The organism is Halovenus halobia, assembly GCF_051414135.1.
Taxonomy (GTDB): Archaea; Halobacteriota; Halobacteria; order Halobacteriales; family Haloarculaceae; genus Halovenus; species Halovenus halobia.
This window is the reverse complement of the sequence record NZ_JBLKOA010000008.1, coordinates 79,982-105,505: the sequence shown is the minus strand read 5'-3', so window position 1 is coordinate 105,505 and position 25,524 is coordinate 79,982. Positions and strand designations below refer to the sequence as shown.

Here is a 25,524-nt window from a genome sequence, read left to right as displayed (position 1 = left end):
AGTCCACCTGTACGACCTCTCCTGCGGATTCCAACCGCAGGCCGAGGTGGTGGACTGCAAACCGTAATATCCCAACTGCGGTCGGGATTCCTCCGCCTTCAGGCGGAGGAGGATGTCAATCGACCCGACAAGCAGGTGGCAGGTGGTGCGGACTCACTCCGTGAGTTTCTGCGATATATCCCCAGCGGCGATACAATTCCAGAGACGGTCTGGGAGAGTCGACATCGAAAAATCCTGGTCGTGCTCTTTGCGCACATCCCGTTTCTGCTCGGACTTGGACTGTTCGACGGGACCGAAACGCTAGTGACGGGCGCGGAGATTCCCGCAACGCCGCTGTGGCGCGTGCTCGCACAGCTCGGTGTGCTCACCGCGCTTGGGCTGTTCGCGGCATACCCAGGGTTCAGCCGGCGTGCCCGAACCGCGTTCAGTTCTGCCGGCGTGATTGCCGCCTCGACGTCACTGGTCTTCCTCTCAGGTGGATTCATCGAGGCACACTTTCATTTCTTCGTGGCGATCATGGTGCTCGCGCTGTACGAGGACTGGCTGCCGTTCCTGATCGGTATCGCAATCGTCGCGGTATCACACTCGATATTCGGGCTGATCAATCCGGCACGAGTCTACAACCACGTCGCCGCTATCCAGCGACCGTTCGTCTGGGGGATTGTGCACGCAGTGTTCGTCCTCGCAGGGGCGGCAGCGCTGACCGCAAACTGGTACTCCACCGAGCGCTCGCGCGAACGGGTGCAAGACCAACTCGCCGACGTCGAGGCAAAGCGAGACGAAATCGAGGACCTCGAAGCCAAGCAAGCTGAACTCGAAGAGGCACGGGCGGAGGCTGAGCGGGCCAAGGCGAACGCAGAAAAAGAACAACAACAGCTCGAAAAACTCAACAACCACCTCGAAACGAAAGCCGACGAGTTCAGCGCGCAGATGGCCGCAGCGGCGGACGGCAACCTGACGGTGCGACTGGACGCAGATAGCCAGAGTGACGCGATGAACCAGATTGCCGAGTCGTTCAACACGATGCTCGACGAGACAGAGTCTACGATGGCTGAGATTCAGTCCTTTTCCGAGGAGGTTGACCGGACGAGTTCCGAGACCGACGTGGGGATGCAGGAGATCAAGCGCGCGAGCAACAGCGTCAGTGAGTCCATCCAGAGCGTCGCGGACGGCACTGACGACCAGCGCCAGAAACTCGACGCCGTCAGCGGAGAGGTAACCGACCTCTCGGCGACCATCGAAGAAGTTGCGGCGTCCGCGGCGTCGGTCGCCGAGCGCTCCACCCAGACCGCCGCCGTCGCCGAAGAGAACGAGCAGCTCGCTGCAGAGGCAATCGAAGATGTCGAGGCTGTCGAGCAAACTGTCGAGACAACCGTCGAGAATATCCAGACGCTGGACAACCGGATGGACGAAATCGGCGAGATTACGGGCCTGATCAGCGAGATTGCCGAGCAGACCAACATGCTCGCGCTGAACGCAAACATCGAGGCCGCACGCGCTGGCGGCAGCGGCGGTGACGCCGGCGATGGCTTCGCAGTCGTCGCCAATGAGGTCAAACAGCTGGCCGAAGAGACTCGCGACGCGGCGACCGACATCGAGGAACTGATCGAGCAGACCCAAGCACAGACAACGACGACTGTCGAGGACGTGCAAGGTGCAGCCGAACGAATGGACGACGGCGTCGAGGCGGTTCGTGGCGTTGCCGACGCGTTACAGACAGTGCGGGAAAACGCCGAGGAGACCGAGACTGGAGTCGCAGAGATTAGCCAGACGACCGACGACCAAGCCGCGAGCGCAGAGGAATTAACCTCGATGGTCGAGGAGGTCACGGGGATTGGCGACGAGATTGCGGAGGACGCAGCAGATGTCTCGGCAGCGGCCGAAGAGCAGTCGGCGTCCGTCAGCGAAATCAGCAGCGGCGTGACCTCGCTCAACGAACAGGCCGAGCGACTGCAGTCGTTGCTTGCCGAGTTCAGCGTCACGGTCGAAAAAACAACTACCGCCTAACTGCTGAGCGGCTGTTGGTACTGCGACGCAGGGCCATCGTCTCGTTCCAGACAGGCAGATTTCCGGAGGACACACAAACACCGACCCCATAGGAGACGTATGGCCACGCCACGGCTCGTCTACGACCACGACTGCGGCTTCTGTATGTACTGCGTGCGGTGGTTGCTCCGGTTCGGGGAGTTCGAACCCGTCGGCTTCGACGAACTGACACCGGACCAGGTAGCTCGGCTGCCCGACGAGTACGAGAACTGTATGCACTTGCTGACCGACGACGCCGTCTACTCCTGTGGCGAAGCCGCCGAGCAGAGTCTCGCTCGCTGTGGCGCCATCGGCCGCGGACTGGTTCGCCTCGCTGGCGTCGTCCCATACTGGTCGCGGGTGCGCGAGCGTGGCTACCGGTTCGTTGCCGACCGGCGAGCCATCTGGGGGCGGTTTCGGTCGTGCAAGAGTGTCGAGTAACGAACTCGGCGGCGACTGACGGACCGGACCTTCTTTGCCGCCGCCGGGAGTAGGTCGGCTATGGAGTACGAGCGACTCGAACTGGTCCAGCCACACTACGGGACGGTCAACGTCTACCGCGTCGGTGACACGCTCGTCGACACTGGCCATCCCTGTCCCGACTCCCGCGACCGTCTTATCGAGGCACTCGACGAGTCGCTGTCGGGAATCGAACGCGTTGTCCTGACACACCCACACATCGACCACGTCGGCGGCAGTCTCAGTATCGATGGCCTCACCGACCTGCCACACACTGTCTTCGAGGGGACTGACGAGATTCTGCGCGGGTTCGACGACTATCTCGGGGCGGCGCGAACAGAGATGGCCGAGTTCGCCTCGGGATTGACCGACGGCGACCCCTCCGCAGACGACCAGTACTTTCCGACTGACCTCGACTACGCGACCGACGAGGTTGCTATCGAGCGCGTCGTGACCGCAGGCGACACCGTTGCCCTCGGGCCGTACGACTGCACGGTCATCCACACGCCCGGCCACTCACACCAGCACATGTCGCTGTATCACGAGCCATCGGGCGTGATGCTCTCGGGCGATATCGTCTCGACGAATGGCCACTTCATGTACGGCCCAGTGCACTGGGATATCGACGAGTATCGGACCGGATTGCAGCGGATTCAGGCGTGTGACCCGGACCTGCTGTTACCCGGTCACGGCGACCCGATGACGAACCCCGCCGAGCGCGTCGCGGACGCGCTGGAGAAGGTCGACCAGGCCGAGCAAGCGGTGGAGCAGGTCGTCAACGAACAAGGACCGATAGCTGCCGGTGAGATTGCGATGGAAGCACTGGGTGCAACAGAGATAACCGTGCAGTTTCTCTCCAGAGTTGCCTCGGCGTATGCGATTCATCTTGCCGAGCAGGGGAAACTCACAATCGAACGCCGACCGTATATCGTCGCTCGGCCGTCTTAGCGCCGAGCGAGCCAGAATCCGCAACCGAGCACTGCAACCGCGGCGGCGAGAATCCCGAATCCGGGGCCGCCGTCGTCACTGCTTCCGTCGTCGCTATCGCCATCCTCACTACTTCCGTCATCGCTGCCGCCATCTTCACTGCTTCCGTCATCGCTACTGCCGCCATCGTCTGCGTCATCTTCAGACGCCCCACTATCGTCGGAGTCGCCAGCGTCCGAGTCGTCGGTATCGGTCGACTGGAGCGAGACCGACTCGTGGACACCGGTGAGCTCCTCGACAGTCGGTGCAGTAACGACCAGTACCTGCTCGTCGGTCTGTGTAACGGCAGCAGCCATGTCGTACTCCTCTGTGTCGAAGGTGTAGGCGTTCTCGTAACCCGAGGCAAGCCTGGCGCCGCGGTACTCGATGAGGGCCTCGTATGTCGAGGCAAACTCCGCGGCGTCGGCACTGCTGTCCCACGCAGACTCCCAGACTGCGCCCGTCTCGTTCGCGTCGTTCGCGTAGCCGTACAGTTTGTCGCCGCGCCAGCCGTCAGTCTCCGGAATGCCGTAATCGAGGACGCCGCGCTGGGGGATGAACTCCCGGATGTCCGAGACGACGTTCGTCGACCCGTCGGTCTCGTAGTACGGCGCCATGAACATCGCCGTCATCCCGGCCTGTCCAATCGTATTGTACGCGAGATTCCCGCTCTGGACACGCCGCCACGCCGACCCGCTCTGGTCCTCGACGGTGATGTCAGCGGTCTCGAACTCACCGAAGCGGTCAGGATAGATCGATTCCGTCGTCGTCTCGGGGAAGTTCCCGAACAGGTTGTCAATAGCTTCAGTGCCGCCCTCCTCGTAGGTCGCGTCGATCAGCGGCGAGGTGTACTGGAACTGCTGGTTGAGCGTGATTGCCCAATTCGGAATCTCTGGCGGAGTACCCCGCGCCGGAGTGATACAGTCGTCGGCCCAGGCCCCGCTGTTACAGTTGGCCGTGTACTGCTCCTGGAAGAACTGGGCGTCGGATTCGACGACGCTGGCCGCAGCGAGATAGCCGTCGTTGGTCGGCTTCTCGAAAATCGCCCCGACGTCGAAGTACTGGTCCTGCAGCGCGTGGACCAGTTCGTGAGCGAGCGTCGACTGTCGCAGCCCCTCGACAGTCTCGTCGTCAGTAACGAAGGCCATGTAGTCCTGGTCTGGTCGGTAGAACGCCGCGGGGAAGGCCGCCTGTGCGTCGACAAACGCTTCCAGTGCGTCGACTTCACTCCCGATGGTCATCCGAGCGGCGTACTGCGCGTTCTCGTACAGTTCGCCCTCCGCGGTGGTCTGGTTGGCAACCTGCCCTGCGACGTTCTCGCGGTATTGGTCACGAGAAATTGTCTGTAGCGGGGGCAGGCCGTCGACGTAGTCGAGACAGCGCAGCGACTCGACCTGTGCGGCGGTGCGTCTGGCGAGTCGGTCGAGTTCGCTCTGGTTGAACCCATCGTCAGGCGTCACCGACACTGGCTCGTTGTACCAGTAGCCTTCGACCCAGCCGATGACACCGTCGGGATTCTCCGGGTCGGCGTGGTCTGACGGCGGCGTGACCGCACACTCCCCGACGTGGCCGTCGGCAAGGGTCTGTCCGCTGGCGGTATCGCCATCGATTGCTGTTGCCGCTCCGGGGGCAACGGCGAGGGCCGTCAGCGCGACGACGACGGCGAGCAACTGAACGACTCGTCTCATCCTGTCTCCTCCGCGGCGTCTCTTCTCGGTACAGTTCGACCGGCCGGTTGCGAGCACATAGTGAGCATATGTGTCGTAACCCAACTAATTGTTTCGTGATTTCGGTGCGTTTCTCGACGTGAAACACGGAGAAATCTCGGCAGAGGATTTATTGAGTCGAATTCCCTATCGTAGTTGTGCAAACCACGCCACCAGGACCGCGGGGCGAACCGCTGTTTGGAAGCGGTCGGCAGTACTCCGCGGACCCGCTCCGGTTCGTGGAGGATGTCGAGCGTGCGTACAACGGCATCGCCGCGTTCAATATGGGTCCGATGGAGACGTATTTTGTCGCCGAGCCGTCGGCTATCGAGCAGATTCTGGTCAGTGACGCCGACAGTTACCGCAAACCTGATTTCCAGAGCGACACGCTGGGTGACCTGCTCGGGGACGGCCTGTTGCTCAGTGAGGGCGATACCTGGCAAACGCAGCGCCAACTCGCCAATCCGGCATTCACGATGGGGCGACTGGCCGCCTTCGACGACCGGATCGCGAACCATACCGAGGAGTTGCTGGACCGCTGGGAAGCGGGCGAAACCCGCGATATGGAGCTGGAGATGACCCGTGTCACAATCGACGTGATTGCAGACCTGATGCTCGGCACGGAACTGAGCGAGCCCCAACTCAGCAAACTGCGGTCGAATCTCGAACCAATCGGCAAGCAGTTCGAGCCGGACCCGATGCGATTCGCCTTGCCGTCGTGGGTACCGATGCCCGGCGACAGAGCCTACCAGTCGGCAGTCGGGGCCGTCGATGATGTCGTTGATGAGATCATCGAGCAGCGCCGCGGCACCGAGGGCGACGAAGACGGGCCGATGGACCTGCTTTCGATTCTCCTGCGCGCACAGGACCGCGGCGAACAGTCTGGCAAGCAACTCCGAGACGAGGTGGTGACGATGCTGCTCGCCGGCCACGACACGACGGCGCTGACGCTGGTGTTCACCTGGTATCTCCTCTCGGAACATCCGGAAAAACGCGAGCGCCTCTACGAGGAAGTCGACGAACTCGACGGGCAACCAACGATAGACGATGTGCAGGACTTCGAGTATATCGAGTGGACAATCAACGAGGCGATGCGGCTGTATCCGCCAGTGTACGCGCTGTTCCGCGAAGCGACCGAGGATGTCGAACTGCTCGACTACGATGTTCCCGAAGAATCGATGATTATGCTCTCACAGTGGGCAGTCCACCGCTCGCCGGAGTACTGGGACGACCCCGAGGAGTTCCGGCCAGAGCGGTGGGCCGACACCGACCAGACGCGCTTCTCGTATTTCCCCTTCGGCGGCGGGCCGCGACACTGTATCGGCAAGAATCTCGCCAAGTTGGAGGCCCAGATTATTCTCGCGATGGTCGCCGACGAGTACGAACTCGAGTTCACCGGACCTGAACTGGAACTGCGGCCAACGCTGACGCTACATCCGGAACACGGGATGGAGATGGAAATCTCTGCGCGAGAGTAACGCTTTTTTTGCACTGGCAGGCCCCGCTTACTGTTCCGGCATAGATTAACGGACTCGCAGAGAGTAATCGCGAGTGATGTCAGACGGACGAACAACGGCCGACGACGTAGAGATTGGCGAGCAGTTCGACCTGACTGGGAAGGTTGCGGTCGTGACCGGCGCGAGTCGGGGAATTGGGCGGGCAATCGCAATTGGCCTCGGTGCTGCGGGGGCAACAGTGGTTCCGACAGCGCGGACAACCGAGGATATCGAAGCGACCGCCGAGGAGGTCGAGGCCGCCGGCGGAACCGGACTGGCAATCACCGCAGACGTCGCCGAGGAGGAGAGTATCACAAACCTGTGCGAGGAAACCGTTGCGGAGTTCGGTGGCATCGACGTGCTCGTCAACAACGCCGGGATGAATCCCGAGAACGCGCTTGGCAAGCCAGAAACAGTCGACGTTGAAGGGTTCGACCAGACGCTCGCGGTGAATCTCCGGGGCGCGTTCCTCTGTGCGCAGACGGCTGCGGAGTATCTACAGGATGGCGAGGGGTCAGTAATCAACATCGCGAGCGTCGGCGGGCTGGTCGGACTCCCTCGCCAGCACCCCTACGTCGCCTCGAAGCACGGCCTCGTCGGGATTACGAAGAGTATGGCACTCGACTGGGCACCGGATGTCCGTGTCAACGCAATCGCGCCTGGCTACGTCGAAACTGAATTTGTGGAAGAGGCACTGGAAAACGAGTCGATCAGAGAGTCGCTGCTCAACCGAACACCCCTCAACCGCTTCGCCGCGCCGGCGGAGATGGCCGGTCCGGCCGTCTTTCTCGCCTCGGACGCGAGTTCGTACGTGACCGGAAGCTGTCTGACCGTCGACGGCGGCTGGACCGCACAGTGACCGCTCAGTCTACGCGTCTGCTCGCGGAATACTGAGAGTCACGACGGTCCCTTGCGGGTCGTTGTCGGCGATTGAGACGTTGCCGCCGACGCGGGTCACGAGCCAGTGGATAGTCCACAGGCCGATGCCGCTGCCGTGCAACAGCGAGCCTTCTTGGCCTTCCCGGAGCACTTCCCGTTCCATGTCGGGGATACCTGGGCCGTCGTCGGCGACACAGATCTGTACGCGGTCATCGCCGTCAGCGGTCACGGTGAGTTCGACACGTGGGGTGCCAGTATCGTTGTGTTCGATTGCGTTTTCGACGAGTTCACCGACAACGAGTTTGAGAAACTCGGCGTTACCCTTGATGTGAACGTCCTCGACAGTGAGGTCAATTGTGGCGTTGGGATAGTCAGCGCTGTACTCTTCGCCGAGGCCGGTCAGAATGGTCCTAACAGCAACAGTGTCCGTAACGTCGACTTCCTGTGTGATTGCGCCGAACTGTCGGACCTTCCGGCTGATGCTGCTCAGGTCGTCCGAGCCAGCCCGAATCTCGCGGACGCTCCGGAGTGCTTCTTCGACAGCGAACTCGTCAAAGGCAGTGTCGTCGTCAGCGTGAGCCAGCGTCTCCAGTTGCGATTCGAGGTGGTCCGCGTAGCCACCGACCACAGTGAGCTTGTTCCGGAGATTGTGCCGGAGGACGCGGTTGAACACCATCAGTCGCTGTTCGCGCTCTTTGCGCTCGGTGATATCCCGGACCGCACCGCGGAGTTTCTTGGTGTCTTGCTCGTCGACGCGCTCGCCTTCCATACGGATCCATCGGGTACGACCAGCAGCAGTGACAACCCGCGTTTCGAGGTCAAAGGGTGTCCCGTTCGTCCGGCAGGCGTCGATGGCGTCGCGAACCGTCTCGCGGTTCTCGGGATGGAACCAGCTAAGACTCTCGTCGTAGGATGGTTCGAAGGACGACGAGACATCATAGAGGTCACGCAGTCCGTCGGTCCAGTACACCGTTTCTGTCGAGAGGTCGAGTTCCCAGCCACCGACAGCAGCCTGTGCCTCAGTTCGGCGGATGTGGTCGCGCTCGCGCCGTAGTTCCCGCTCGCGTTCTTTCAGTTCCGTAATGTCTCGGCCTTCGGGGATGAGCAGCGTAATCTCGCCGTTCTCGTTGGTGACCGGCCGCACGGAGAAATCGATGAACGCCTCGCGGTCAGCCCCGCTGATGGGCAGTTCCTTGCGGACGAACTCACCGTCTGCAGCCCGTTCGACCGCGTCTTTGACTTCGTCACGGACTGCTGGAGAATGCTGGAACCACGACGCCTCCCACACGTTCACGCCGATAACATCGTCCGCCTCAAGCCCACCGAACTCCAGGGCGGCGTCGTTGGCTTCAAGCAGCGTGCCGTCGGGTTCCATCAGCCCGGTAAACTGGTAGGTGTTGTTGAACACGGCCTCAAAGCGGCGCTGGCGCTGTTTCCGGTCGGAGATATCCCGACCAATTCCGACAAGTCCCAGCACCTCGCCCGTCGCGTCGGTCAGTTTCGCGCCGGTAAATTCGTACGGTATCCGCTCGCCGTCGCTGGTGAGAAACCGCGCTTCGACAGTTACTGTGGTGTCGTGTTCGAACACCTCGGCGATGGCGTTGTAGATGGTCTCGCGCTCGTCAGGAACGAAAAACTCCGCCGGATGCATCGATTCGATATCGGCGTCACTGTAGCCGGTGACCGCGGCGAACTGGTCGTTCCAGCGAAAGAAGTTGCCCTGTTCGTCGAAGGCGTAGAAGACGTCAGGCAAGGCAGCAAAGATGCTCTCGGTCAGCGCTCGTTCTTCGCGGAGTTCCCGCGTCTGTTCGACGCGTTTCAGTGCCGTCGTCGTGTGGTCAGCAAGTGAACGCGTCACGTCGATAATCGTCTCATCGAACTCGATGTGTTCTGTGCCGCCGACACCAATCAGTCCGTGCTCACCCAGGGGCAGCAGGATGGCGTTGGTCAACGAATTGTCAGCGGAGACGGCTTCGGGTGTATATTTCGTCAACTCACCCGCGCGGAAGACTTCATGCTCGTAGCTGTCCGGGGAAAACGAGCCAACAAATCCCTCGTTGCGGGCCGCTGTCGTGGCGTATGCTGGGTCGAGTCGGTCAGTCTCTTCGTCGTGCAGCCAGCAGACAGCGTACGGAAGTCCGAAGACATCGGTCGCCGCTTCGACGGCCACCCTCGCCACGTCGTCGGTCGTTTCGGCCTGCTGGATTCGTCTGGTGGCGTCCTGCAGCGTCTCGATTGCCCACTGACGGCGCTGCCGGTCGGTCCGGTCACGGACGGTGACCAGCGTCGCCGGTCGGCCCTCGTGGGTGGTCCGTGAGACAGAGAGGTCGACCACCCTGATGTTCCCCGCCTGCGTTTCGATTTCCAGTTTGTACTGTTCGGGCGGCGTCTCGCCGTCGAGGCGGCGCTGGTGGCGCTCGCGGACCAGCTGCTGATACTCCGGCGTACAGAGCTCGTAGAAGGGTTTGCCACGCAGTGCGTCGAGGTCGTACCCCGTGGTCGCCGCCAGCGTCTCGTTCGCGAAGACAATCTGCTGGTCTTGGACGATTGCGATGCCGTCGTTGCTCTGCTGGACGAGTGACTCGTAGCGCTGGTGCTGTTCAGTCTGAATCTGGTCACGCTGCTGGTCGACCTCCTGACAGAGACAGACAACCAGTTGCTCGCCGTGAACTGAGAGCGACGAAAGCGAGCACACAACGTGTCGCTGCGTGTGTTCACCAGTGAGCGTGACACGTGCCGTTGCACTGTCGTTGGCCAGGGCCTCCTCAATTGCACCGTGGAGGGTTCGGCTGTCAGCTTCATCGAATAAATCGGTGAGCGTTATCTCCGCCGGCGGTGACCCGGAGAGTCCCGTGAATTCGTGGGCAGCGTCGTTGTACGTCCGGAGTTGGCAGTCAGCGTCGAACAGAAAAATCGGCTCGTCGAGCGCCGCAAGTCCCGGAAGGAGCGACTCGACGAAATCCGAATCCGCACCGTTACCCATTCTTTCGAATAAGGGTATCCATCCAAATAGGTGTTGTGTCAGTTGGTTACGAAAGGACACAGAGACTGTCAGAGCCACCCGCACAAGAAATATTATGTCTCCAGCAAATTCCGTGTATGTTCGTCATTCAGACCACCCTCTCGCTCGTGTCCGGCGAGCGCGAGCGCGCACTCGAACTCGTCGATAATCTGGTTGAGCACTCCCGCCAAGAGGATGGAACTGTCCGGTACCAAGCAACCGAGAGCCTCACAGAGCCGGGAACCCTGCACTTTTTCGAGCAGTACGAGGACCGCACCGCCGCTGAGCAACACACGGAGTCGTCGGTCTACGAGGAGTTTGCCGGGGCACTGCCGGAACTGGCCGACGGAGAACTCGAAACCATCCAGTTCGAGACTGACAAGGTCGAAGTCTTCGAGTACGACGCCGCCGAGGCAGCGAAGTAATCACGGCCAAGGTGAGCAGACACTCAGCCGCCGAGTGCGAGTCGGACGGTCCGGACACCCAGTCCTAGCAGCCCGAGGCCGACGATTGTGCCGGTGACGAACTGGATGAGATTGCGACGGATGACCGCAGATTCGGTCCCTCGGCTGATGAGTGTCTCGCCGCCGACGGTCGCTTCGATACCACTGCCCCACTCCTCGGGAGTATCTTGCACGACTGCGTTGCTGACGTGGACGGTGTCGTTCGGTTCCAGCCGTTCTTCGCGATACTTGACGGCGCTTTCTTCGTCATCCCACCGCTCAACTGAGCCGTCGAAGTCGTCACCGTCGAGTTCGGCCAGTCGGTCCCGAACGTCCTCGGAGAGGCTCTCTCCGCGACCAATCTTGTGGACCTGTTCACCCATGTGGCCAGTAATATCGAGGTCGGCCTCCGTCGGGTCAACGGCCACGCGGCCGCCGTCGCTGACGACAAACTCCCGGCGAATATCGGCCGTTTCGGCCAGCCCCCACGTCGTCTCCGGGTCGCCGTCGACGGAACTGTTCGAGACGTCCACGTCCAGTCCCTCCTCGTCGTCGGTGTAGTGCGTCGAGGCTTTCTCGACCCATATCTGGCAGAGTAGCGCGTCTTCGCCGGAGAACGGTGCTGTAAACGCGCCCTCGTCCGCCAGGGCAACGGCCGTCCCGTCGAACTCGACCGGTCCGTCGGCCTGTGGAATTTCGCGCAACGGCGTCGTGTCGGTCCGGTATAGCGACAGTCCGACGCGGAGTTTGCCCAGTCCGGCGACGAGCAGGCCAGCGCCGAGCAAACACATCACGCCGCCGATGAGAAGGCCATCGAGTGCTGGTGCGCTCACAGCCACCACCCCCCGTGATTCCGGTTGACGACCACGTCACCCAGTTGGTGCATACCGTCGGCGAGTAACCCGCGGGGAGTAAATATTTTGTCACTCATTTGGAAGGACTCGTGTGAACACGTTCAGTCGTGGTGAGATAGTGCCGATTGTCGGCCTCAACCCCCGACAGCGAGCTCAGACACACGTTCCGGGAGCTGTGCAGTATCAGCGATGCTGACTGAGTGTACACAGTTGAACGCTTGACAAATATGTGGGGGTTTTCATGTAAACAAAAGCAACAGTTAACTCAACGTATCGCCATCAGGTGGTATGCTAGTCTCATTTCTTGGACTGTTCGAGGGCCTTACAGCACTCGAAGCGACGCTCGTGGTGGTCGCAGTGTCGATTGTCGCCGCGATTGGAATGGAGTTTTTCATCTTGCGACTCGCGTACCGGTACGTCTCGAACACGGAGACCGAGTACGACAACATCGTCATCTCGTCGCTTCGGCTCCCACTCGTCGTGACTGCCGCGCTCATCGGCGTGTTCGTCCTCACTCACGTCCCCGTGGTTCGTGCCTCGGTCGTGCTCGAACCGCAGTTGCTCGACGACCTCCTCGGTCGGCCGACGCTGTCGATTATCATTCTCGTCTGGGCTTACGCAGCCAACAGGGTCGTGAATCGGCTGGTGGCCGCGGTCAACGCCGAAGGGAGCCGAATTCGATTTCGCGCCCGTGTTCTCGAACGTCTGGACGCTGGCGGTTTTCGTCGGTGCAGTGGGTACCCTGCTGTGGGTCTGGGGAATCAGGATTACGCCACTGTTGGGGGCGGCGGGCGTCGCCGGCATCGCCATCGGCTTCGCCGCGAAGGACACGGTTGCGAACTTCTTCGGCGGGATTGCGCTTTACTTCGACGACACCTACAAACTGGGCGATTACATCGTCCTCGACGACGGAAGCGCGGGCACCGTGATCAAAGTCGGCGTCCGGTCGACGACGTTGCTCACCCGCGACGAAGTGGTCGTCACCGTCCCGAACGCTGCGCTCAACGCCTCGAAGGTGACCAACGAATCGTCACCACAGCGTCGTCGCCGCGTACGCGTTCCCATCGGCATCGCCTACGGGACCGACATCGACGCCTTCGAGGACCTCGCCATCGAGGCCGCCTTATCAGAGTCACTCGTGCTGGATTCGCCGAAACCTCGCGCCCGCTTGCGGTCATTCGGGGATTCTGCGCTCCAGTACGAACTGCTCTGCTGGGTGAACGGGCCGACCCGTCGACGTCGCGCACAGCACAAACTCAACCGGGCGCTGTACAAGGCGCTGAACGAAGCCGACATCGAGATTCCGTACCCGAAGCGCGACGTGACGCTTACGGGACCACGCGGTAGGGACGATGGGACTCTCTCTGCCGATTCAGTGGTCGGCACGCCGGCAGCCAGCGATTCCAGCAGCGACGCTGTCGAACACTGAACACGGGTGAAACGGGGTCTCGGTCGGGTCGACGGCCGGGCGGGCGAACGCAACGGAGCACCGCTGCAGCGATTCAGCCAGCTCCGCTCGGCTCACCGTTCGTCCTCCTTTCGGGCGCTGGCCCGTTCGCGCCAGCCCCGGTGTTGTCTGCGTTCCGTGATGTGCTCGCGTCCATCTGCGAGGTCGTCTCGAACGGCCTGTTCGAATCCACTCACCTCGTTCAGAAACTCCCGCCTGAACGACTCGACAATCTCGTAGGACCACCTGTCTTTAAAAACACCAGTCGGTAACACGTTGTCGCGCAGCATGTTGGCTCGGCTCTCGTGTCCAGCGGTTCTGAGTATCTCTTCGGCATCGTGGAGGTGGTCCATCCCTCGTCCGATAGCGTGATGGAAATCGAGCAGACTCCCGTATCCCCGGTAGAGATTCTCGACACCGAGTTGTAGTTCGTGCAGTGCCTCCTGTTCCGCTTCGGTCAAATTGAGGTTGTCAGTGTCTACCATACGTTTGTGTTGTTGTGATTGACGAACAAAAGCAGTCACTGCCTACCGCAGGCGAACCGCCGGTCTCGGCTGGTGATTTCCAGGTCAGTGTCTCCAAGCATGCTGCGAGGAAAAACGACCAGAGCAGGACAATAATTTCGAACAGAGCAATACCGCGTCGATTTAAAATAGACGATTGTCCAGTTGTCCCGGGTATGAAGCTACGTAAAAAAGATAATGCGCGGAATCTCTGGTATTCTGACAGTAGCGGCCGTCGAAAAGGCAACTTATAACCGATTCCAATTATAGGATTTCGTATGCCCACACGCCGAGACATCGTGAAAGCAAGCGGTGTTGGCCTGACGATTAGTTTAGCCGGATGTTCCACACAGAGCAGCGAGGCCGAGGACGCAGCATATAATATCGCAATGGTATACGCACTCGGTGGAACCGGTGACGAGTCGTTCAGCGATGCCGCCAACGCCGGACTCAACGAAGCGGCCGAGATGTTCGATATCGCCTTCGAGGACGCCGGCCCACAGAGCAGCGGCGAGTTCGACGATTTCCAGACGCAGTTCGCACGGTCGTCGAATCCGGATTACGACCTGATTATCTGTCTGGGATTCGAGCAGGTGCCGCCGCTGGCCGGAAGCGAAGACACCGAAGGCAACGCCGGCGAGTTCCCGGACCAGAACTGGGCCCTGCTCGACGCAGTCGTCGACAAACCGAACGTCGAGAGTTGGACGTACGCGGCCAACGAGGGTGCATACGTCGCCGGCGAAGCCGCTGCGACGCTTTCCTCTCAGGAGTTCTCTGCCGGCGCTGGGTCGACTGACCCTTCCTCAAAGAAGCTTGGCTTCGTCGGTGGCATCGAGGTGCCGCCGGTCCAGGCATTCGAGGCCGGATTCGAGGCCGGGATGAAAAGTGTCGACGAAAAGTTCGAGCTGTTGACAGCTTACGTCGGCGGCTTCGACAACCCCGGAGATGTTGAGGTGGCCGCTCGGTCGATGATCGATAACGGGGCCGACGTGCTCCTGCACGGTGCCGGTGCTGGTGGCTCTGGGCTCTTCCAGGCCTGTCAGCAACGCGGCCGCTTTGCGTTTGGTGCCGACGCGCGACAGTCAGAGACGGCTGCAGACTTCTCCGATGTGATTCTCGGAAGTATCATCAAGGGTGTCGACCAGAGTGTGATCGAAGCAATCGAGCGCGTCGTCAACGACGAGTTCGAGGGCGGAAAGAGCTTCCAGCTCGGTGCCGGCGAAGGTGGTTTCAGAGTGCCGTGGGGTGTCGATATCGGCAGCGAGATTCCACAATCCGTCAAAGACCAAGCTGACACGACAATTCAACAGATTGCCGACGGCGAAATCGACGTCCCGCAGCTCCCATAAACGCAGCAGTCACCTCCCGGCAGACGACAGCCGCTGTGTTCGAGTACACATGTACAATAGCCACCCCATGTCCGAGAACGACCTGGTATGAGCACTGCAATTCACCTCGAAAACATTACGAAGCGGTTTCCCGGAGGCGTTCTCGCGAACGACGACATCGATATCGAAGTTGAGCGTGGCTCGGTCCACGCGCTCCTCGGAGAGAACGGTGCTGGGAAAACCACGCTGATGAACGTCCTGTACGGACTCTACGACCCGACGGCAGGAACGGTCCACGTCGACGGCGAGGCGGTCGATTTTGCGACACCGCAGGACGCAATCGAACGTGGTGTCGGGATGATTCACCAGCATTTCACCCTCGTCGACCCGATGACCGTACTCGAAAACATCGCGCTCGGGTGGGAACCGGTCGACTACGGCGGGGTCAGTGTCGACGACGACGCCGTCGAAGCGGATATTCGAGAACTGAGCGCTCGCTACGACTTTGACCTCGAAGATGATATCCACACGCCAGTCGAGCAGTTGAGTGTCGGACAACAGCAGCGCGTCGAGATTCTCAAGACGCTGTACCGTGGCGCCGAGTACTTCATCTTCGACGAACCAACATCGGTGCTCACACCGCAGGAGGCCGAGCAGTTGTTCGAGGTATTCGACGAACTCACGGCACAGGGGAAGACAATTATTTTCATTACGCACAAACTTGGTGAGGCACTCACCGCAGCAGACGAAATTACCGTGCTCCGTGACGGCCAGACAGTTGGCACAGTCGCTGCAAGCGAGGCGACAAAGAACGGACTCGCCAGGCGGATGGTCGGCCGCGATGTGCTGCTGAGCGTCGACAAACAGCCAGCCGACCCCGGAGACGTGGCGCTGTCCGTTTCGGACCTCTCGGTCGAAGACGACCAGGATGTCACTGCCGTCGACGGCGTCGAGTTCAGTATTCGAGAGGGCGAGATATTCGGTATCGCTGGCGTCGATGGCAACGGACAGTCCGAACTGGTCGGAGCCGTTACCGGCCTCCGTGAGCCGTCCGCGGGAGCCGTCGAGTTTCACGGCCAGGATATCACCGACCACTCACGGCGAGACCGTATCGAGATGGGAATGTCGTTCATTCCCGGTGAGCGCCAGGAGCGAGCACTCCTCCTGGAGTTCGACCTGGTGAAAAATGCCGTCCTCGGGAACCAGTACGCTGACCGGTTCCGCGACGGGAGTCAACTCGATTGGAGTGCTATCCGAGACCACACCGAGGAGATTATCGAGACGTACGACGTCCGTCCGCCAGACCCGACGGCCACGGCAGAATCGCTGTCCGGCGGTAACCAGCAGAAGTTCGTCGTCGGCCGAGAGTTCCTCCGTGACCCCTCACTCGTGGTCGCGGCCCATCCGACACGTGGTGTCGACGTTGGGAGTATGGAGTTCATCCACGACCAGATTCTGCAGATGCGCGAGCAGGGGGTCGCCACGCTGTTAGTGTCGGCCTCGCTGGACGAGGTGATGAATCTCTCGGACCGCATTGGTGTGCTCTACGACGGGTCGTTCGTCGACGTTGTCGACCCAGAATCGGTGACCAAAGAACAGCTTGGGCTCCTCATGGCTGGCCAGCAACTCGAAGGGCAGGGTACAGTACAATGAGTGACGCTCCCGACTGGCTCGAGCGACTGTTTGGCGGGCTGGTTCGACTCTCGACAAGTGAACGGCTGCTGGTGAGCCTCAGTGCTGTCATCGTCGCGGCCGGCATTGGAATGCTGGTCATTCTCGGAGCGGGGTACGTTGCGACGTGTGAGACGCCGGTGTTGTTCATCTTCGGCGTCGAGTTCTGCTACAATCCAGTAGAGGTGTATCGTGTGCTGTTCACCGGTGCGTTCGGGAGTAACTTCGGGCGCGCAACAACCCTCCAGTGGACGACGCTGCTGTTGTTCACGGGACTGAGCTTCGCAATTCCGTACAAAGCCGGGCTGTTCAATATCGGCGGGCAGGGCCAGTTCGTCCTCGGGTCGCTCGGGGCTGCGGTCGCAGTCGTGGGACTCGCAGGCGCCGTCCCGAGCGGGATGGGCGGGCGGCTGGTGCTCGTCCCAGCTGGGCTTGTCGCCGGCGCAGTTGTCGGTGGCGCGTACGGGTTAGTCCCCGGATATCTCAAGGTTCGCTTCGAGATGAACGAAGTCATCACGACGCTGTTGCTGAATTTCATCGCGACTGCGGTGGCGTTCGTCTTTGTCAACAGGCGGTTCGACGACGGCACTGTCCAGGGGACACAGACGCCTGCGATTCCAGAGGAAGCGATATTTAAGCCGGTGGTGTTCCCGAACAGTGCCGACTTTTCGCTGCTCGTCTTTGGGCTTGGTGTGGTCGTCCTCGTCGGCTTTTACTGGTTGCTCGCGCGCAGTCGTATCGGGTACGATATCCAGGCACTGGGAACCCAGCCGAAAGCGGCGGTGTTTGGCGGCGTGGACGAACGACGCACAACGCTGTTCTCGATGACGGCCGCCGGCGTCGTCGCTGGCCTCGGCGGTGCGCTGTTCGTGATGATGGTGATTGGCCGGTGGCAACCCGGCGCACCGCCGATCGGTTTCGACGGGATTGCCGTCTCTATCCTCGCCGGGAACAGTCCAGCCGGACTGTTGCCCGCAGGGCTGCTGTTCGGTGCGCTCCAGAGCGGGGGACAGGTCGTGGAACTGCAGACCGGTGTCCCGGGCGAACTCGTTGGGGTGTTGCGTGGGCTGGTCATTCTGCTGGTCGCGACGCCGGAACTGTTCCGTGCACTCGGTCGGCGGTTGAACCGGCGTGGCGTCATCGATATTGACACTGGAGGTGAGACGCAATGAACGACACAGTTCGACAGGTCGGGAAATGGCTCGGTGGGGGTATCGGACTGCTTGCTGTGCTCGTCCTCGCCAGCGTGGTGGTGCCGCCAGAGTCAACCACCGGACAGGTGCTCGACGCGCTACTCGATACAGGCTACGCGAGCGCGGTGTTGCGGGTGGCGGTGCCGATTGCCTTCGCAGCCATGGGCGGCATATTCGCCGAGAAGACCGGCATCATCAACATCGGCATCGAAGGCTTTCTTATCCTCTCGGCGCTGAGTAGTGTCGTTGCCGTCGCCCGCCTGACCGAATCAGGCGTCTCGCCACAGGTCGCGCTGTGGCTGGGTTTTCTCGTTGGTATCCTCGTGAGTATCGGTGCTGCTGGCGCCTTCGCCGTCTTCGTTATCCGCTACCAGTCGAATCAGGTTATCGCCGGCCTCGCGGTGTGGCTAGTGGCACTTGGTGTCGCGCCCTTTGTCTCGCTCGTGCTCTACCAGAGCGTGAACAGCCCATCTGTCGGCACGTTCGGCACGTGGGAGATTCCACTCCTGTCCGAAATTCCGATCCTCGGGCCGGTGTTGTTCGACGCCTCGCCGATGGTGTACCTGATGCTCGTCACGGCACCAATCTGTTGGTATACGCTCCGCTCGACACGGCTCGGACGGTATATCCGCGCCTGTGGAGAGAACCCACGTGCGCTGGATACGGCCGGCGTGAGTGTTCGCAAGACCCGCTACATTGGGGTGTTGATCTCTGGCGTGCTCTGTGGCATCGGCGGTGCTGGCTTCACGCTGGGCCAGCTCGGCCGCTTCGTCGGCACCGGCGAAACGAGTATCGGTGGCCGAGGTTTCCTCGGCATCGTGGCGTATCTCTTTGGCAACTACAACCCGATTTACTCGCTGGGCGGGGCCTTACTCTTCGGGAGTTTCGACGCCCTCCAGTTCCGCCTGCAGCAGATCAGTGCGCTCGACATCCCGCGACCCATCTTCCGGGTTCTTCCCTTTGTGATTGTGATTCTCGTGTTGATGTTCGTCAAGCGAACCCGGATTCCAGCCGCGCTCGGCGAACACTACGACGACGAGGAGTGAACCGCCACATTTTGGCCAGTTGCTCTCCTCGCACCCGTATGCAACTCATCGTGACCGGCGGTCTCGGCGCGTCGGGGTCGTGGATACTCGACCGACTCGCAGGGCCACACGACGTGCTCTGTCTCGACTACGACCACCCAGACGACGGCCGCGACGACGTCGATTACCGCGCGGTCGACCTGACAGAGACCGGCGCAGTCTTCGATATCGTTACCGCAGAACAACCTGACGCAATTGTCCACTGGGCCGCGATACCGGTCGCCGGGACTCGTGCCGGGACCGAACTCTACCAGAACAACACGCTCGCTGCCCACAACGTACTCTCGGCCGCCGGCCGTGTCAGTGCGGACGTGGTTCAGGCGTCCTCTGACGGCGCGTACGGCTTCTTTTTCGCCGCAGAGACGCCCGTACCAGACGAACTACCGATCACCGAGACGCACGCGCTACGGCCGGAGGACGCCTACGGACTCTCGAAAGTCGTCGCGGAGGAGATTGGCAAGACGGTCGCACGGCGTGACGGTATCAGTGTCGCGTCGCTGCGTCCGTCGTGGATTCAACTGCCCGAAGAGTATCCCTGTCGCGACCCGGAGTATGTCGACGACCCGCACGCAGGAGCCGGGAACTACTGGTCGTACGTCGACGTCCGCGACGTGGTCGATATGGTCGAGGCGGCACTCGACGCCGAGTTTGGCGGTCACGAGGCGTTCAACTGCGTGGCCCGGGACAACGCTCTCGGCGAACCGCTGGTGGAACTAATGGACGAGCACATCGGCGGAGTGCCCGACGACGCGACCGTCGAGGGCGACACCTCTGCGTACGCCACGGCGAAAGCGACACGACTGCTCGGCTGGGAGCCGACTCGCTCCTGGAAAGACGTGGTCGGGTCCGCCTGAGAGTCTGGACGCTGCTTCGCCAGAAGACGCGACGCGTCCTCGAACCCTCGGTCGTTCGGGGCACTCACTCCCGAGGACACTGGAGAGACTTCGTTGTCACCCATCGATATCGCCCGGCACGATATCGCTGGGTGTGAACAGTAACACGTCGTCACGTTCCGCAGCCACCTGTTGCAGACCATCGGAAAACCCGGAGCGACAGAAACAACAGTACTGCTCCGTCCGGTTGCGTTCGTTGGATGGCGTCCACTGGACCTCCGATGCTGTCCGTTCGAGGTCGGCTAGATCGCCTTCGGTCATCTCTCGGCTGGTGTACTTACACTCTCCTGCGACGAGTGTCCCGTCGCTCGCGAGTCCCACGACATCGAGTTCGTGCTGCCTGTGCCACCAGTAGCCGATGCCATAGTAGGTCTTTGGAATCAGCGATGGGAGTACATTCTGGCAGACACGCTCGAACATCGTCCCCATGTAGTCGGTGAAGGTCGGTTCGACCAGTTGCTCGTAGGCGTCGTCGCCGAGTTGGACGAGTTCTCCCTGCCGGCCGTAGACGTACCGAAACCAGAACCGGAACAGCGGTTCTTTCAGCCGATAGCGACTCTTCCGCGTCGAGTTGGGGTCAGCGGTCACGGGTATGTCCCGTTCGACGAGTCGGAGTCGCCGGAGTTTCGAGAGGTACGAACCCAGCGCGTTGGAGTCGACGCCAGCGAACCCGGCGATCTCGTTTGCCGCGCGTTTCCCGGTCGCGATTGCCCGAAGAATCGTGTAGTACGTCTGTGGCTCGCGGATACCGAACTCGGTCCGCAAGAGAAACTCCGGTTCATTGTGGAGGACGCCGTGTTCCGAGAGCACCTGCGACTGGATGTTCTCGGCCAGCGAGCGGGACGGGTCGAGTGCCTGAAGATAGTACGGCGTCCCGCCGAAGACACTCCAGGCCTGGATGACCTCATCCGGGTCGTCACCGGGGTAGAGCTGCTGTGCATCCGTGAGACCGAGTGGTGGCAGGTCGATAGTCCCCGTCCGGCGGCCGTACAGCGGACTGCCTCCGCTGAGAACCTTGTCCTCCATGATGCTGATCGACGAGCCGACGAGCACGAGTGTCGTGGCCGTCTCTTCGAGATGCGTGTCCCAGACGCGCTGTATCTTCGACGGGAGCGCATCGTCCGATTCGACGAGATACGGGAACTCATCCAGGACGACGATTGCGTCTTCGCGACCGAGTGCCCGGAGCAGGGCTTCCCAGTCGTGCTGGATGTCCTCCAGTAGTGGAAACGTCTCGCTGGCCGTGTCGACGAAGTTCGTGAGTTGTGCGGCCGTGGTCTCCTCGGTTGCCTGCCAGTATATCGCGTCCTCCCGGTCCTGAACTGCTTCACGCACGAGTGCACTCTTGCCGAGTCGTCGCCGCCCGTAGATGACGAGCAGTTCTGCGGTGTCGATCTCGAACCGCGACTGTAGCAATTCGAGTTCGTCCTCGCGGTCGACGAACCGCTGGGTGGTCATAACTCCTGTTCAATGCCCTGCGAATATCATCCTTCCGATTATCTAAATCTCGATTTTACTAATTGCGATTTTATTACTTGGATCGAACGGTCCTGCGTCTCATGATCGAGAGAACGGTATCGACAACACTGCTCACTGGCCCGACGCTTCGACTGTCACCGTCCCGATTGGCCGCGAAAACCACGGTTCTGTGACGTCTTCAGCGATAACGTCCACGGTCAGTTCGTATTCGCCAGGTTTCTCGAAGGTGTGGGTGGCCTCGAATGCCGTCCCTTCCCTGCCGTATTCACATTCACCACCTTCTACCGATCCGTTGCGCCTCTCGACGACAGTATCGCCCACAAACAGCCTCGCAGTATAGCGACCCCCACCTCCCGACCCGACCATGAGCACAGTAAACGAGACGGTGACGGGTTCGCCGACAACGACAGTCTCTGGCTGGAAGTCGGTGTCTCGCACTTCGACTGCGAGGTCGTCCTTGTAGTGGTCCACACGGAGTGTGTCCGTTGCAAGGACATCGCCGTCCGGGCCGCGAACCTGTATCTTCTTGTCGCCCGGTCCCACAGTCCCGAGGTCAGGCCCGGGAGTCTCGGAGCCGAAGGAAGACGACCACAACTCGCCGTCCGACTCGATATCTACGCTACGGATGACGTCGCCGTCGTCGAGTAGTTCGAGGGTGAGATTTGTCTCGCAGTCCCCGGATCGAACTAGTATCTTTCCATCAACCCTCGTTCCGTAATCGCACTCGTAATCTACCTCGACCGAAGCGCGGGAAATCGATACTGAGCCACACGACTGATTCGATGGACTGGAACTGGTACAGCCAGCACCGACGAACAGCGGAGCACTGGTCAGGCTAGCGAGGAGAGCACGTCGGTTCACTGTCAGATTTGTTCCAACGGCGCTGATAAATACTTTCTTCAGCCGAATTCGGAAGTATCGTTCCACGTGATGTGCCGCTTCTTAGCATTTGAAGTGCGTTATGACTAATAGGCATCAAGCGGTGAGACGATTCAGTTCTGCAACTGTGATCCGGTACGTGATCTTGTGAGGGCATCGACACGGTCTTCGAGTTCGCCTCGCAGGTCTTCGATCTCTCCGTCTTCACTTGCAGCCTCCTGAACGCAATAATTTGCGGAGGAATAGAACTATTGCGTTCGAGTGAGTATTATCGTGTATGTCACCCGAAGAGGCGTCCAACGACGAACCCGAGTGGGTAGGGACGTGGAAGAAGCACGCGTCGGCGTTCGATCGGGTGAAGTCAGTCACGATGACGCTCTCGGAGCCACAGCCCGCCCCGTGGGTCGCTGAGGAGGCTGCCGTCTCCCCGAATACGGCACGGGATCACCTCCAGCGACTCATCGATCTCGGCGTCGTAACGGCGACCGAGAACGACGGGACCCGTCGCTACTATCCGGACCCACTGTACACCCGGCTTCGAGATGTTCGAGAGTTACTCCGAGAGACGACAAAGCAGGAACTCTCAGAACAGGCCGCTGATTTGAAAACCGACATCGCGGCCTGGGAGACGGAGTACGATGTCCACTCGCCTGACGTGTTACGCGAGCGGGCGACTGCTGACGACGTGTCCGCCGAGCAAGCGTACGAGTTCGTACGGATTGCGAGCGACTGGGAACTCGCCCGATATCGGCTCTCACTCGTGCAGGACGCCATCGAGAACTACGACACCTGGACGTCGGATCCGTCGTCGATCACGGTATGACGGGCGAACAGGATACGTCAGAGAAGTTACCCGACACCGGCGGTCACCGAACCAGCGACCATTGTTCTGGTTCCCGTGAGGAACGTGTTCGCTCCGATGGAGGTGCGAATTCGGGGCGGGATCGTCACCGCATCTTACGCGAGTTACGCGGTGAGTTGGTGCAACATCCCGCTGTTCGATCCGTCGAAGGGGAACCGCCGGACGAGTACCGTGAACTACGAGCCGCCCTCAACCCGTCGTGGTTCGGTCGCGGTACAGAGACGGCGTCGCTCCGGGTAACGTGGACCCCGGATCCGACACCCGGCCCCGAAGTATCCGACCGCGCGAACGACAGTTGGATGCGAACCCCGATTCGTGCGTACTACACCCTCCATTACAGCGAACCGGACGGGCTCGACTGCGGGTTCCACTGTGAACCGAATCCGCACGTGGATGGGTTTCTCCACTACCAGAAACGGGAGGACGCGAACGACGCGTACACGTACGAACTGGTCTCGTTCGGCGCACGCTCAGTCACCGGACTTCTGTGGGAGATGCTGGACGCGCTCGGCGACCGGCTGGCCGACCTCGATTGAGAGACACAGAGATTCGTTCACAGAATACGGTGATTCGAGAGGGAGCGGTTCGCAGTTACTGCGCGTACGCTACGCTCGCCGGCATTTGAACTGTGAGTATACTGCCGCCTCCCGGATTGTGAACTACGCCCAGAAATGCTCGCTTTGCTCAGCATACCGCGACGAGCGAAGCGAGTCGCGGTTTCACCGGACGCGAACGGAGTGAGTGTCCGGCCGTTTTTCCCCAAGTTTTTGCGAGGAGCGGTTCCCGCAGCGAGCTGAAGGCTCGCGAGGAAACCCGACGACGTAAAAAGTGGTGAAGTGCCGCCTCCCGGCATTGAACTCAAAGTTCAAATGCTTATCTGCCCAATTAGTGCTATGCCGAATCGGCCACCGAAAATCGAGGCACTTCATTCACGAATCGAGGGCTCCGAAGCACTAACTCCTGAAGAAAAAGAGGCCCTGTTACAATTCTCCGAAGAACTGGGGATTCATAACTATTCAACAGGAAGACGAGTGAAACTCCTCCAACACTGCACGATGCTGGCAGGCGACTCGCAGAAGTACGATCCGGACCAACTTCCAAGTCCCAGTCTTGTGGATATTATTGGAGATTCCAAACAGGCAAAAGACGAGGCGAAAAAGTACGTCAGTTGGATCAACAGCCACTACAATAGCGAGGAGTCAAAACGAGATCATCGGGTTGCACTCCGGATGCTTGGCGGCCACCTTACTCCCGGAGACCCTAATGACGAGAAACCGCTAAGCGTTGAGTGGATCTCGGCCGACTTGCCAGACAATTACGACCCGAGTCCTGACCCGACGAAGATGTGGCGGTGGGACGAACACATTCTGCCGGTGTTAGACAACGCAAAATACCCTAGAAACAAAGCAGCAGTTGCAGTGGACTGGGACGCTGGCCCTCGTTCTGGTGAGTTCCGAGAATTACAGGTTGGTGATGTTGGTGATCATAAATACGGCATGGAAATCATGGTTGACGGAAAACAGGGACAGCATCCAGTAGTTCTGATCTCGTCTGTCCCATATCTCAAGCGCTGGCTCGAAGTACACCCACGAGGTGACGACCCGGAAGCACCGCTATGGTGCGATTTGGATACTGGTCGAGAAGTTAGCTACAAGATGAAGCAAAAGATGTTGCGGAAGCCAGTCCAGCGCGCCGTGGAGAATGGCGATCTTAACCCGCCTTCGAAAATGGGGTTTACCAGAATGCGAAAATCGTCTGCGAGTTATCTTGCTCGGAAAAATGTCTCACAACAGCACCTCGAAAAACACCATGGGTGGGTTGAGAACAGTGATGAGGCGCGCCGGTATATCGCTGTATTTGCCGATGATACTGCTCGGGAGATCGCCAAGGCTCATGGTGTAGATGTCACAGAGGACGAGATAGACCCAATCGGGCCCATTGAATGTCCTCGCTGTCAGCGTGAGACGCCCCGAGACGAGGTCCAATGTATGTGGTGTGGACAGGCACTGAGTCAAAAAGGTGTACAGAAAATCGAAGAACGGAGAGAACGACTATTTGACTCTGCGATTGAAGCAGAAGGCGATATGAAAGAACGACTCAAGAGCATCCAAAGTGAGATTGAGGAACTCCAAGCACTTGGACTGGATGTTTGAGATCTTCCTCGGTATCTCAATATAAAATTAGTCCGTTGGAGTATTTACCAGGTTCATAAATATGACAGTTTATATATGGATAATGGCAGCCAGTACAATATGATTCTGCAGCCCTCACATACGAACCAAATCATACAATTAGAAAATCCCGGTACTGCGATGGATTTTTAAATAAAGACGATAACCTATTTTACTCGCCCTC

General features: G+C 60.2%; 20 protein-coding genes and 1 pseudogene. 15 read left to right on the top strand and 6 right to left on the bottom strand.

The window, feature by feature from the left end:
* Positions 1–135 precede the first annotated feature (135 nt).
* From ACMGFM_RS15595 to ACMGFM_RS15585, 3 genes are all read left to right on the top strand, one after another.
* Positions 136–2,007, top strand: a complete 1,872-nt coding sequence (locus ACMGFM_RS15595) for a methyl-accepting chemotaxis protein (RefSeq protein ID WP_436903588.1) — start codon at positions 136–138, stop codon at positions 2,005–2,007.
* Positions 2,008–2,106: 99 nt separating this feature from the next.
* Complete coding sequence (locus tag ACMGFM_RS15590) at positions 2,107–2,466, top strand: thiol-disulfide oxidoreductase DCC family protein (protein ID WP_436903586.1); 360 nt, start codon at positions 2,107–2,109, stop codon at positions 2,464–2,466.
* A gap of 60 nt (positions 2,467–2,526) precedes the next feature.
* Positions 2,527–3,432 carry an MBL fold metallo-hydrolase gene (locus ACMGFM_RS15585; protein WP_436903585.1) on the top strand — a complete coding sequence of 302 codons (906 nt, stop codon included), beginning with the start codon at positions 2,527–2,529 and terminating at the stop codon, positions 3,430–3,432.
* On the opposite strand, the gene ACMGFM_RS15580 is transcribed toward ACMGFM_RS15585, so the two are convergent.
* The gene (locus ACMGFM_RS15580; protein ID WP_436903584.1) at positions 3,429–5,138 is read right to left on the bottom strand and encodes an Hvo_1808 family surface protein; all 1,710 of its coding nucleotides are present in this window, start codon (positions 5,136–5,138) and stop codon (positions 3,429–3,431) included. The two genes, ACMGFM_RS15585 and ACMGFM_RS15580, sit on opposite strands and share 4 nt — an antisense overlap.
* A 176-nt stretch (positions 5,139–5,314) precedes the next feature.
* Between ACMGFM_RS15580 and ACMGFM_RS15575 the strand changes: the two genes are divergently transcribed.
* Both ACMGFM_RS15575 and ACMGFM_RS15570 read left to right on the top strand, forming a co-directional pair.
* Positions 5,315–6,634: a cytochrome P450 gene (locus tag ACMGFM_RS15575; RefSeq protein ID WP_436903583.1), complete on the top strand. Its 1,320-nt coding sequence runs from the start codon at positions 5,315–5,317 to the stop codon at positions 6,632–6,634.
* 112 nt (positions 6,635–6,746) lie between these two features.
* Complete coding sequence (locus ACMGFM_RS15570) at positions 6,747–7,511, top strand: SDR family NAD(P)-dependent oxidoreductase (RefSeq protein ID WP_436903587.1); 765 nt, start codon at positions 6,747–6,749, stop codon at positions 7,509–7,511.
* 9 nt (positions 7,512–7,520) lie between these two features.
* Here the strand turns inward: ACMGFM_RS15570 and ACMGFM_RS15565 are convergent, their stop codons facing one another.
* On the bottom strand, positions 7,521–10,514 hold the full coding sequence (locus tag ACMGFM_RS15565; RefSeq protein WP_436903582.1) for a PAS domain S-box protein: 2,994 nt from the start codon (positions 10,512–10,514) through the stop codon (positions 7,521–7,523).
* 116 nt (positions 10,515–10,630) lie between these two features.
* Here ACMGFM_RS15565 and ACMGFM_RS15560 point away from each other — a divergent pair, with 116 nt between their 5' ends.
* Positions 10,631–10,957, top strand: coding sequence for a putative quinol monooxygenase (locus tag ACMGFM_RS15560; RefSeq protein WP_436903581.1), 327 nt, complete (start codon positions 10,631–10,633; stop codon positions 10,955–10,957).
* Between the two features lie 23 nt (positions 10,958–10,980).
* Here the strand turns inward: ACMGFM_RS15560 and ACMGFM_RS15555 are convergent, their stop codons facing one another.
* A complete protein-coding gene (locus tag ACMGFM_RS15555; protein WP_436903579.1) occupies positions 10,981–11,808 on the bottom strand; it encodes a hypothetical protein in 828 nt (275 codons plus the stop codon).
* Positions 11,809–12,117: 309 nt separating this feature from the next.
* Here ACMGFM_RS15555 and ACMGFM_RS15550 point away from each other — a divergent pair.
* Positions 12,118–13,258 (top strand): annotated as a pseudogene (locus ACMGFM_RS15550) (mechanosensitive ion channel family protein).
* 92 nt (positions 13,259–13,350) lie between these two features.
* Here ACMGFM_RS15550 and ACMGFM_RS15545 read toward each other — a convergent pair.
* Positions 13,351–13,761, bottom strand: a complete 411-nt coding sequence (locus ACMGFM_RS15545; RefSeq protein ID WP_436903578.1) for a hypothetical protein — start codon at positions 13,759–13,761, stop codon at positions 13,351–13,353.
* A gap of 296 nt (positions 13,762–14,057) precedes the next feature.
* Between ACMGFM_RS15545 and ACMGFM_RS15540 the strand changes: the two genes are divergently transcribed.
* The 5 genes from ACMGFM_RS15540 to ACMGFM_RS15520 all read left to right on the top strand — a co-directional run bounded on the left by ACMGFM_RS15540 (position 14,058) and on the right by ACMGFM_RS15520 (position 19,910).
* On the top strand, positions 14,058–15,128 hold the full coding sequence (locus ACMGFM_RS15540; RefSeq protein ID WP_436903577.1) for a BMP family lipoprotein: 1,071 nt from the start codon (positions 14,058–14,060) through the stop codon (positions 15,126–15,128).
* Positions 15,129–15,215: 87 nt separating this feature from the next.
* Entirely contained in the window at positions 15,216–16,760 is a 1,545-nt protein-coding gene (locus tag ACMGFM_RS15535; RefSeq protein WP_436903576.1) for an ABC transporter ATP-binding protein, read from the top strand.
* The gene (locus ACMGFM_RS15530; protein ID WP_436903575.1) at positions 16,757–17,950 is read left to right on the top strand and encodes an ABC transporter permease; all 1,194 of its coding nucleotides are present in this window, start codon (positions 16,757–16,759) and stop codon (positions 17,948–17,950) included. Before ACMGFM_RS15535 ends, ACMGFM_RS15530 begins: the two co-directional genes overlap by 4 nt.
* The gene (locus ACMGFM_RS15525) at positions 17,947–19,017 is read left to right on the top strand and encodes an ABC transporter permease (protein WP_436903574.1); all 1,071 of its coding nucleotides are present in this window, start codon (positions 17,947–17,949) and stop codon (positions 19,015–19,017) included. Before ACMGFM_RS15530 ends, ACMGFM_RS15525 begins: the two co-directional genes overlap by 4 nt.
* Before the next feature lie 38 nt (positions 19,018–19,055).
* Positions 19,056–19,910 carry an NAD-dependent epimerase/dehydratase family protein gene (locus ACMGFM_RS15520; protein WP_436903573.1) on the top strand — a complete coding sequence of 285 codons (855 nt, stop codon included), beginning with the start codon at positions 19,056–19,058 and terminating at the stop codon, positions 19,908–19,910.
* 96 nt (positions 19,911–20,006) lie between these two features.
* On the opposite strand, the gene ACMGFM_RS15515 is transcribed toward ACMGFM_RS15520, so the two are convergent.
* Complete coding sequence (locus ACMGFM_RS15515; RefSeq protein WP_436903572.1) at positions 20,007–21,407, bottom strand: ATP-binding protein; 1,401 nt, start codon at positions 21,405–21,407, stop codon at positions 20,007–20,009.
* A 132-nt stretch (positions 21,408–21,539) separates the two neighbouring features.
* Positions 21,540–22,289, bottom strand: coding sequence for a hypothetical protein (locus ACMGFM_RS15510; RefSeq protein ID WP_436903571.1), 750 nt, complete (start codon positions 22,287–22,289; stop codon positions 21,540–21,542).
* A gap of 295 nt (positions 22,290–22,584) precedes the next feature.
* On the opposite strand from ACMGFM_RS15510, the gene ACMGFM_RS15505 reads away from it, so the two are divergent.
* From ACMGFM_RS15505 to ACMGFM_RS15495, 3 genes are all read left to right on the top strand, one after another.
* On the top strand, positions 22,585–23,130 hold the full coding sequence (locus tag ACMGFM_RS15505; RefSeq protein WP_436903570.1) for a winged helix-turn-helix domain-containing protein: 546 nt from the start codon (positions 22,585–22,587) through the stop codon (positions 23,128–23,130).
* Between the two features lie 158 nt (positions 23,131–23,288).
* Positions 23,289–23,705 carry a hypothetical protein gene (locus ACMGFM_RS15500; RefSeq protein WP_436903569.1) on the top strand — a complete coding sequence of 139 codons (417 nt, stop codon included), beginning with the start codon at positions 23,289–23,291 and terminating at the stop codon, positions 23,703–23,705.
* 357 nt (positions 23,706–24,062) lie between these two features.
* Positions 24,063–25,322, top strand: coding sequence for a tyrosine-type recombinase/integrase (locus ACMGFM_RS15495; RefSeq protein ID WP_436903568.1), 1,260 nt, complete (start codon positions 24,063–24,065; stop codon positions 25,320–25,322).
* Positions 25,323–25,524 lie beyond the last annotated feature (202 nt).

Bases quoted from the DNA above. Each gene is read 5' to 3' on its own strand.
- ACMGFM_RS15560 (WP_436903581.1), top strand. From the start codon at position 10,631: ATGTTCGTCATTCAGACCACCCTCTCGCTCGTGTCCGGCGAGCGCGAG.
- ACMGFM_RS15495 (WP_436903568.1), top strand. From the start codon at position 24,063: ATGCCGAATCGGCCACCGAAAATCGAGGCACTTCATTCACGAATCGAG.
- ACMGFM_RS15540 (WP_436903577.1), top strand. From the start codon at position 14,058: ATGCCCACACGCCGAGACATCGTGAAAGCAAGCGGTGTTGGCCTGACG.
- ACMGFM_RS15525 (WP_436903574.1), top strand. From the start codon at position 17,947: ATGAACGACACAGTTCGACAGGTCGGGAAATGGCTCGGTGGGGGTATC.
- ACMGFM_RS15515 (WP_436903572.1), bottom strand. From the start codon at position 21,407: ATGACCACCCAGCGGTTCGTCGACCGCGAGGACGAACTCGAATTGCTA.
- ACMGFM_RS15580 (WP_436903584.1), bottom strand. From the start codon at position 5,138: ATGAGACGAGTCGTTCAGTTGCTCGCCGTCGTCGTCGCGCTGACGGCC.
- ACMGFM_RS15520 (WP_436903573.1), top strand. From the start codon at position 19,056: ATGCAACTCATCGTGACCGGCGGTCTCGGCGCGTCGGGGTCGTGGATA.
- ACMGFM_RS15530 (WP_436903575.1), top strand. From the start codon at position 16,757: ATGAGTGACGCTCCCGACTGGCTCGAGCGACTGTTTGGCGGGCTGGTT.
- ACMGFM_RS15545 (WP_436903578.1), bottom strand. From the start codon at position 13,761: ATGGTAGACACTGACAACCTCAATTTGACCGAAGCGGAACAGGAGGCA.
- ACMGFM_RS15535 (WP_436903576.1), top strand. From the start codon at position 15,216: ATGAGCACTGCAATTCACCTCGAAAACATTACGAAGCGGTTTCCCGGA.
- ACMGFM_RS15565 (WP_436903582.1), bottom strand. From the start codon at position 10,514: ATGGGTAACGGTGCGGATTCGGATTTCGTCGAGTCGCTCCTTCCGGGA.
- ACMGFM_RS15585 (WP_436903585.1), top strand. From the start codon at position 2,527: ATGGAGTACGAGCGACTCGAACTGGTCCAGCCACACTACGGGACGGTC.
- ACMGFM_RS15590 (WP_436903586.1), top strand. From the start codon at position 2,107: ATGGCCACGCCACGGCTCGTCTACGACCACGACTGCGGCTTCTGTATG.
- ACMGFM_RS15505 (WP_436903570.1), top strand. From the start codon at position 22,585: ATGTCACCCGAAGAGGCGTCCAACGACGAACCCGAGTGGGTAGGGACG.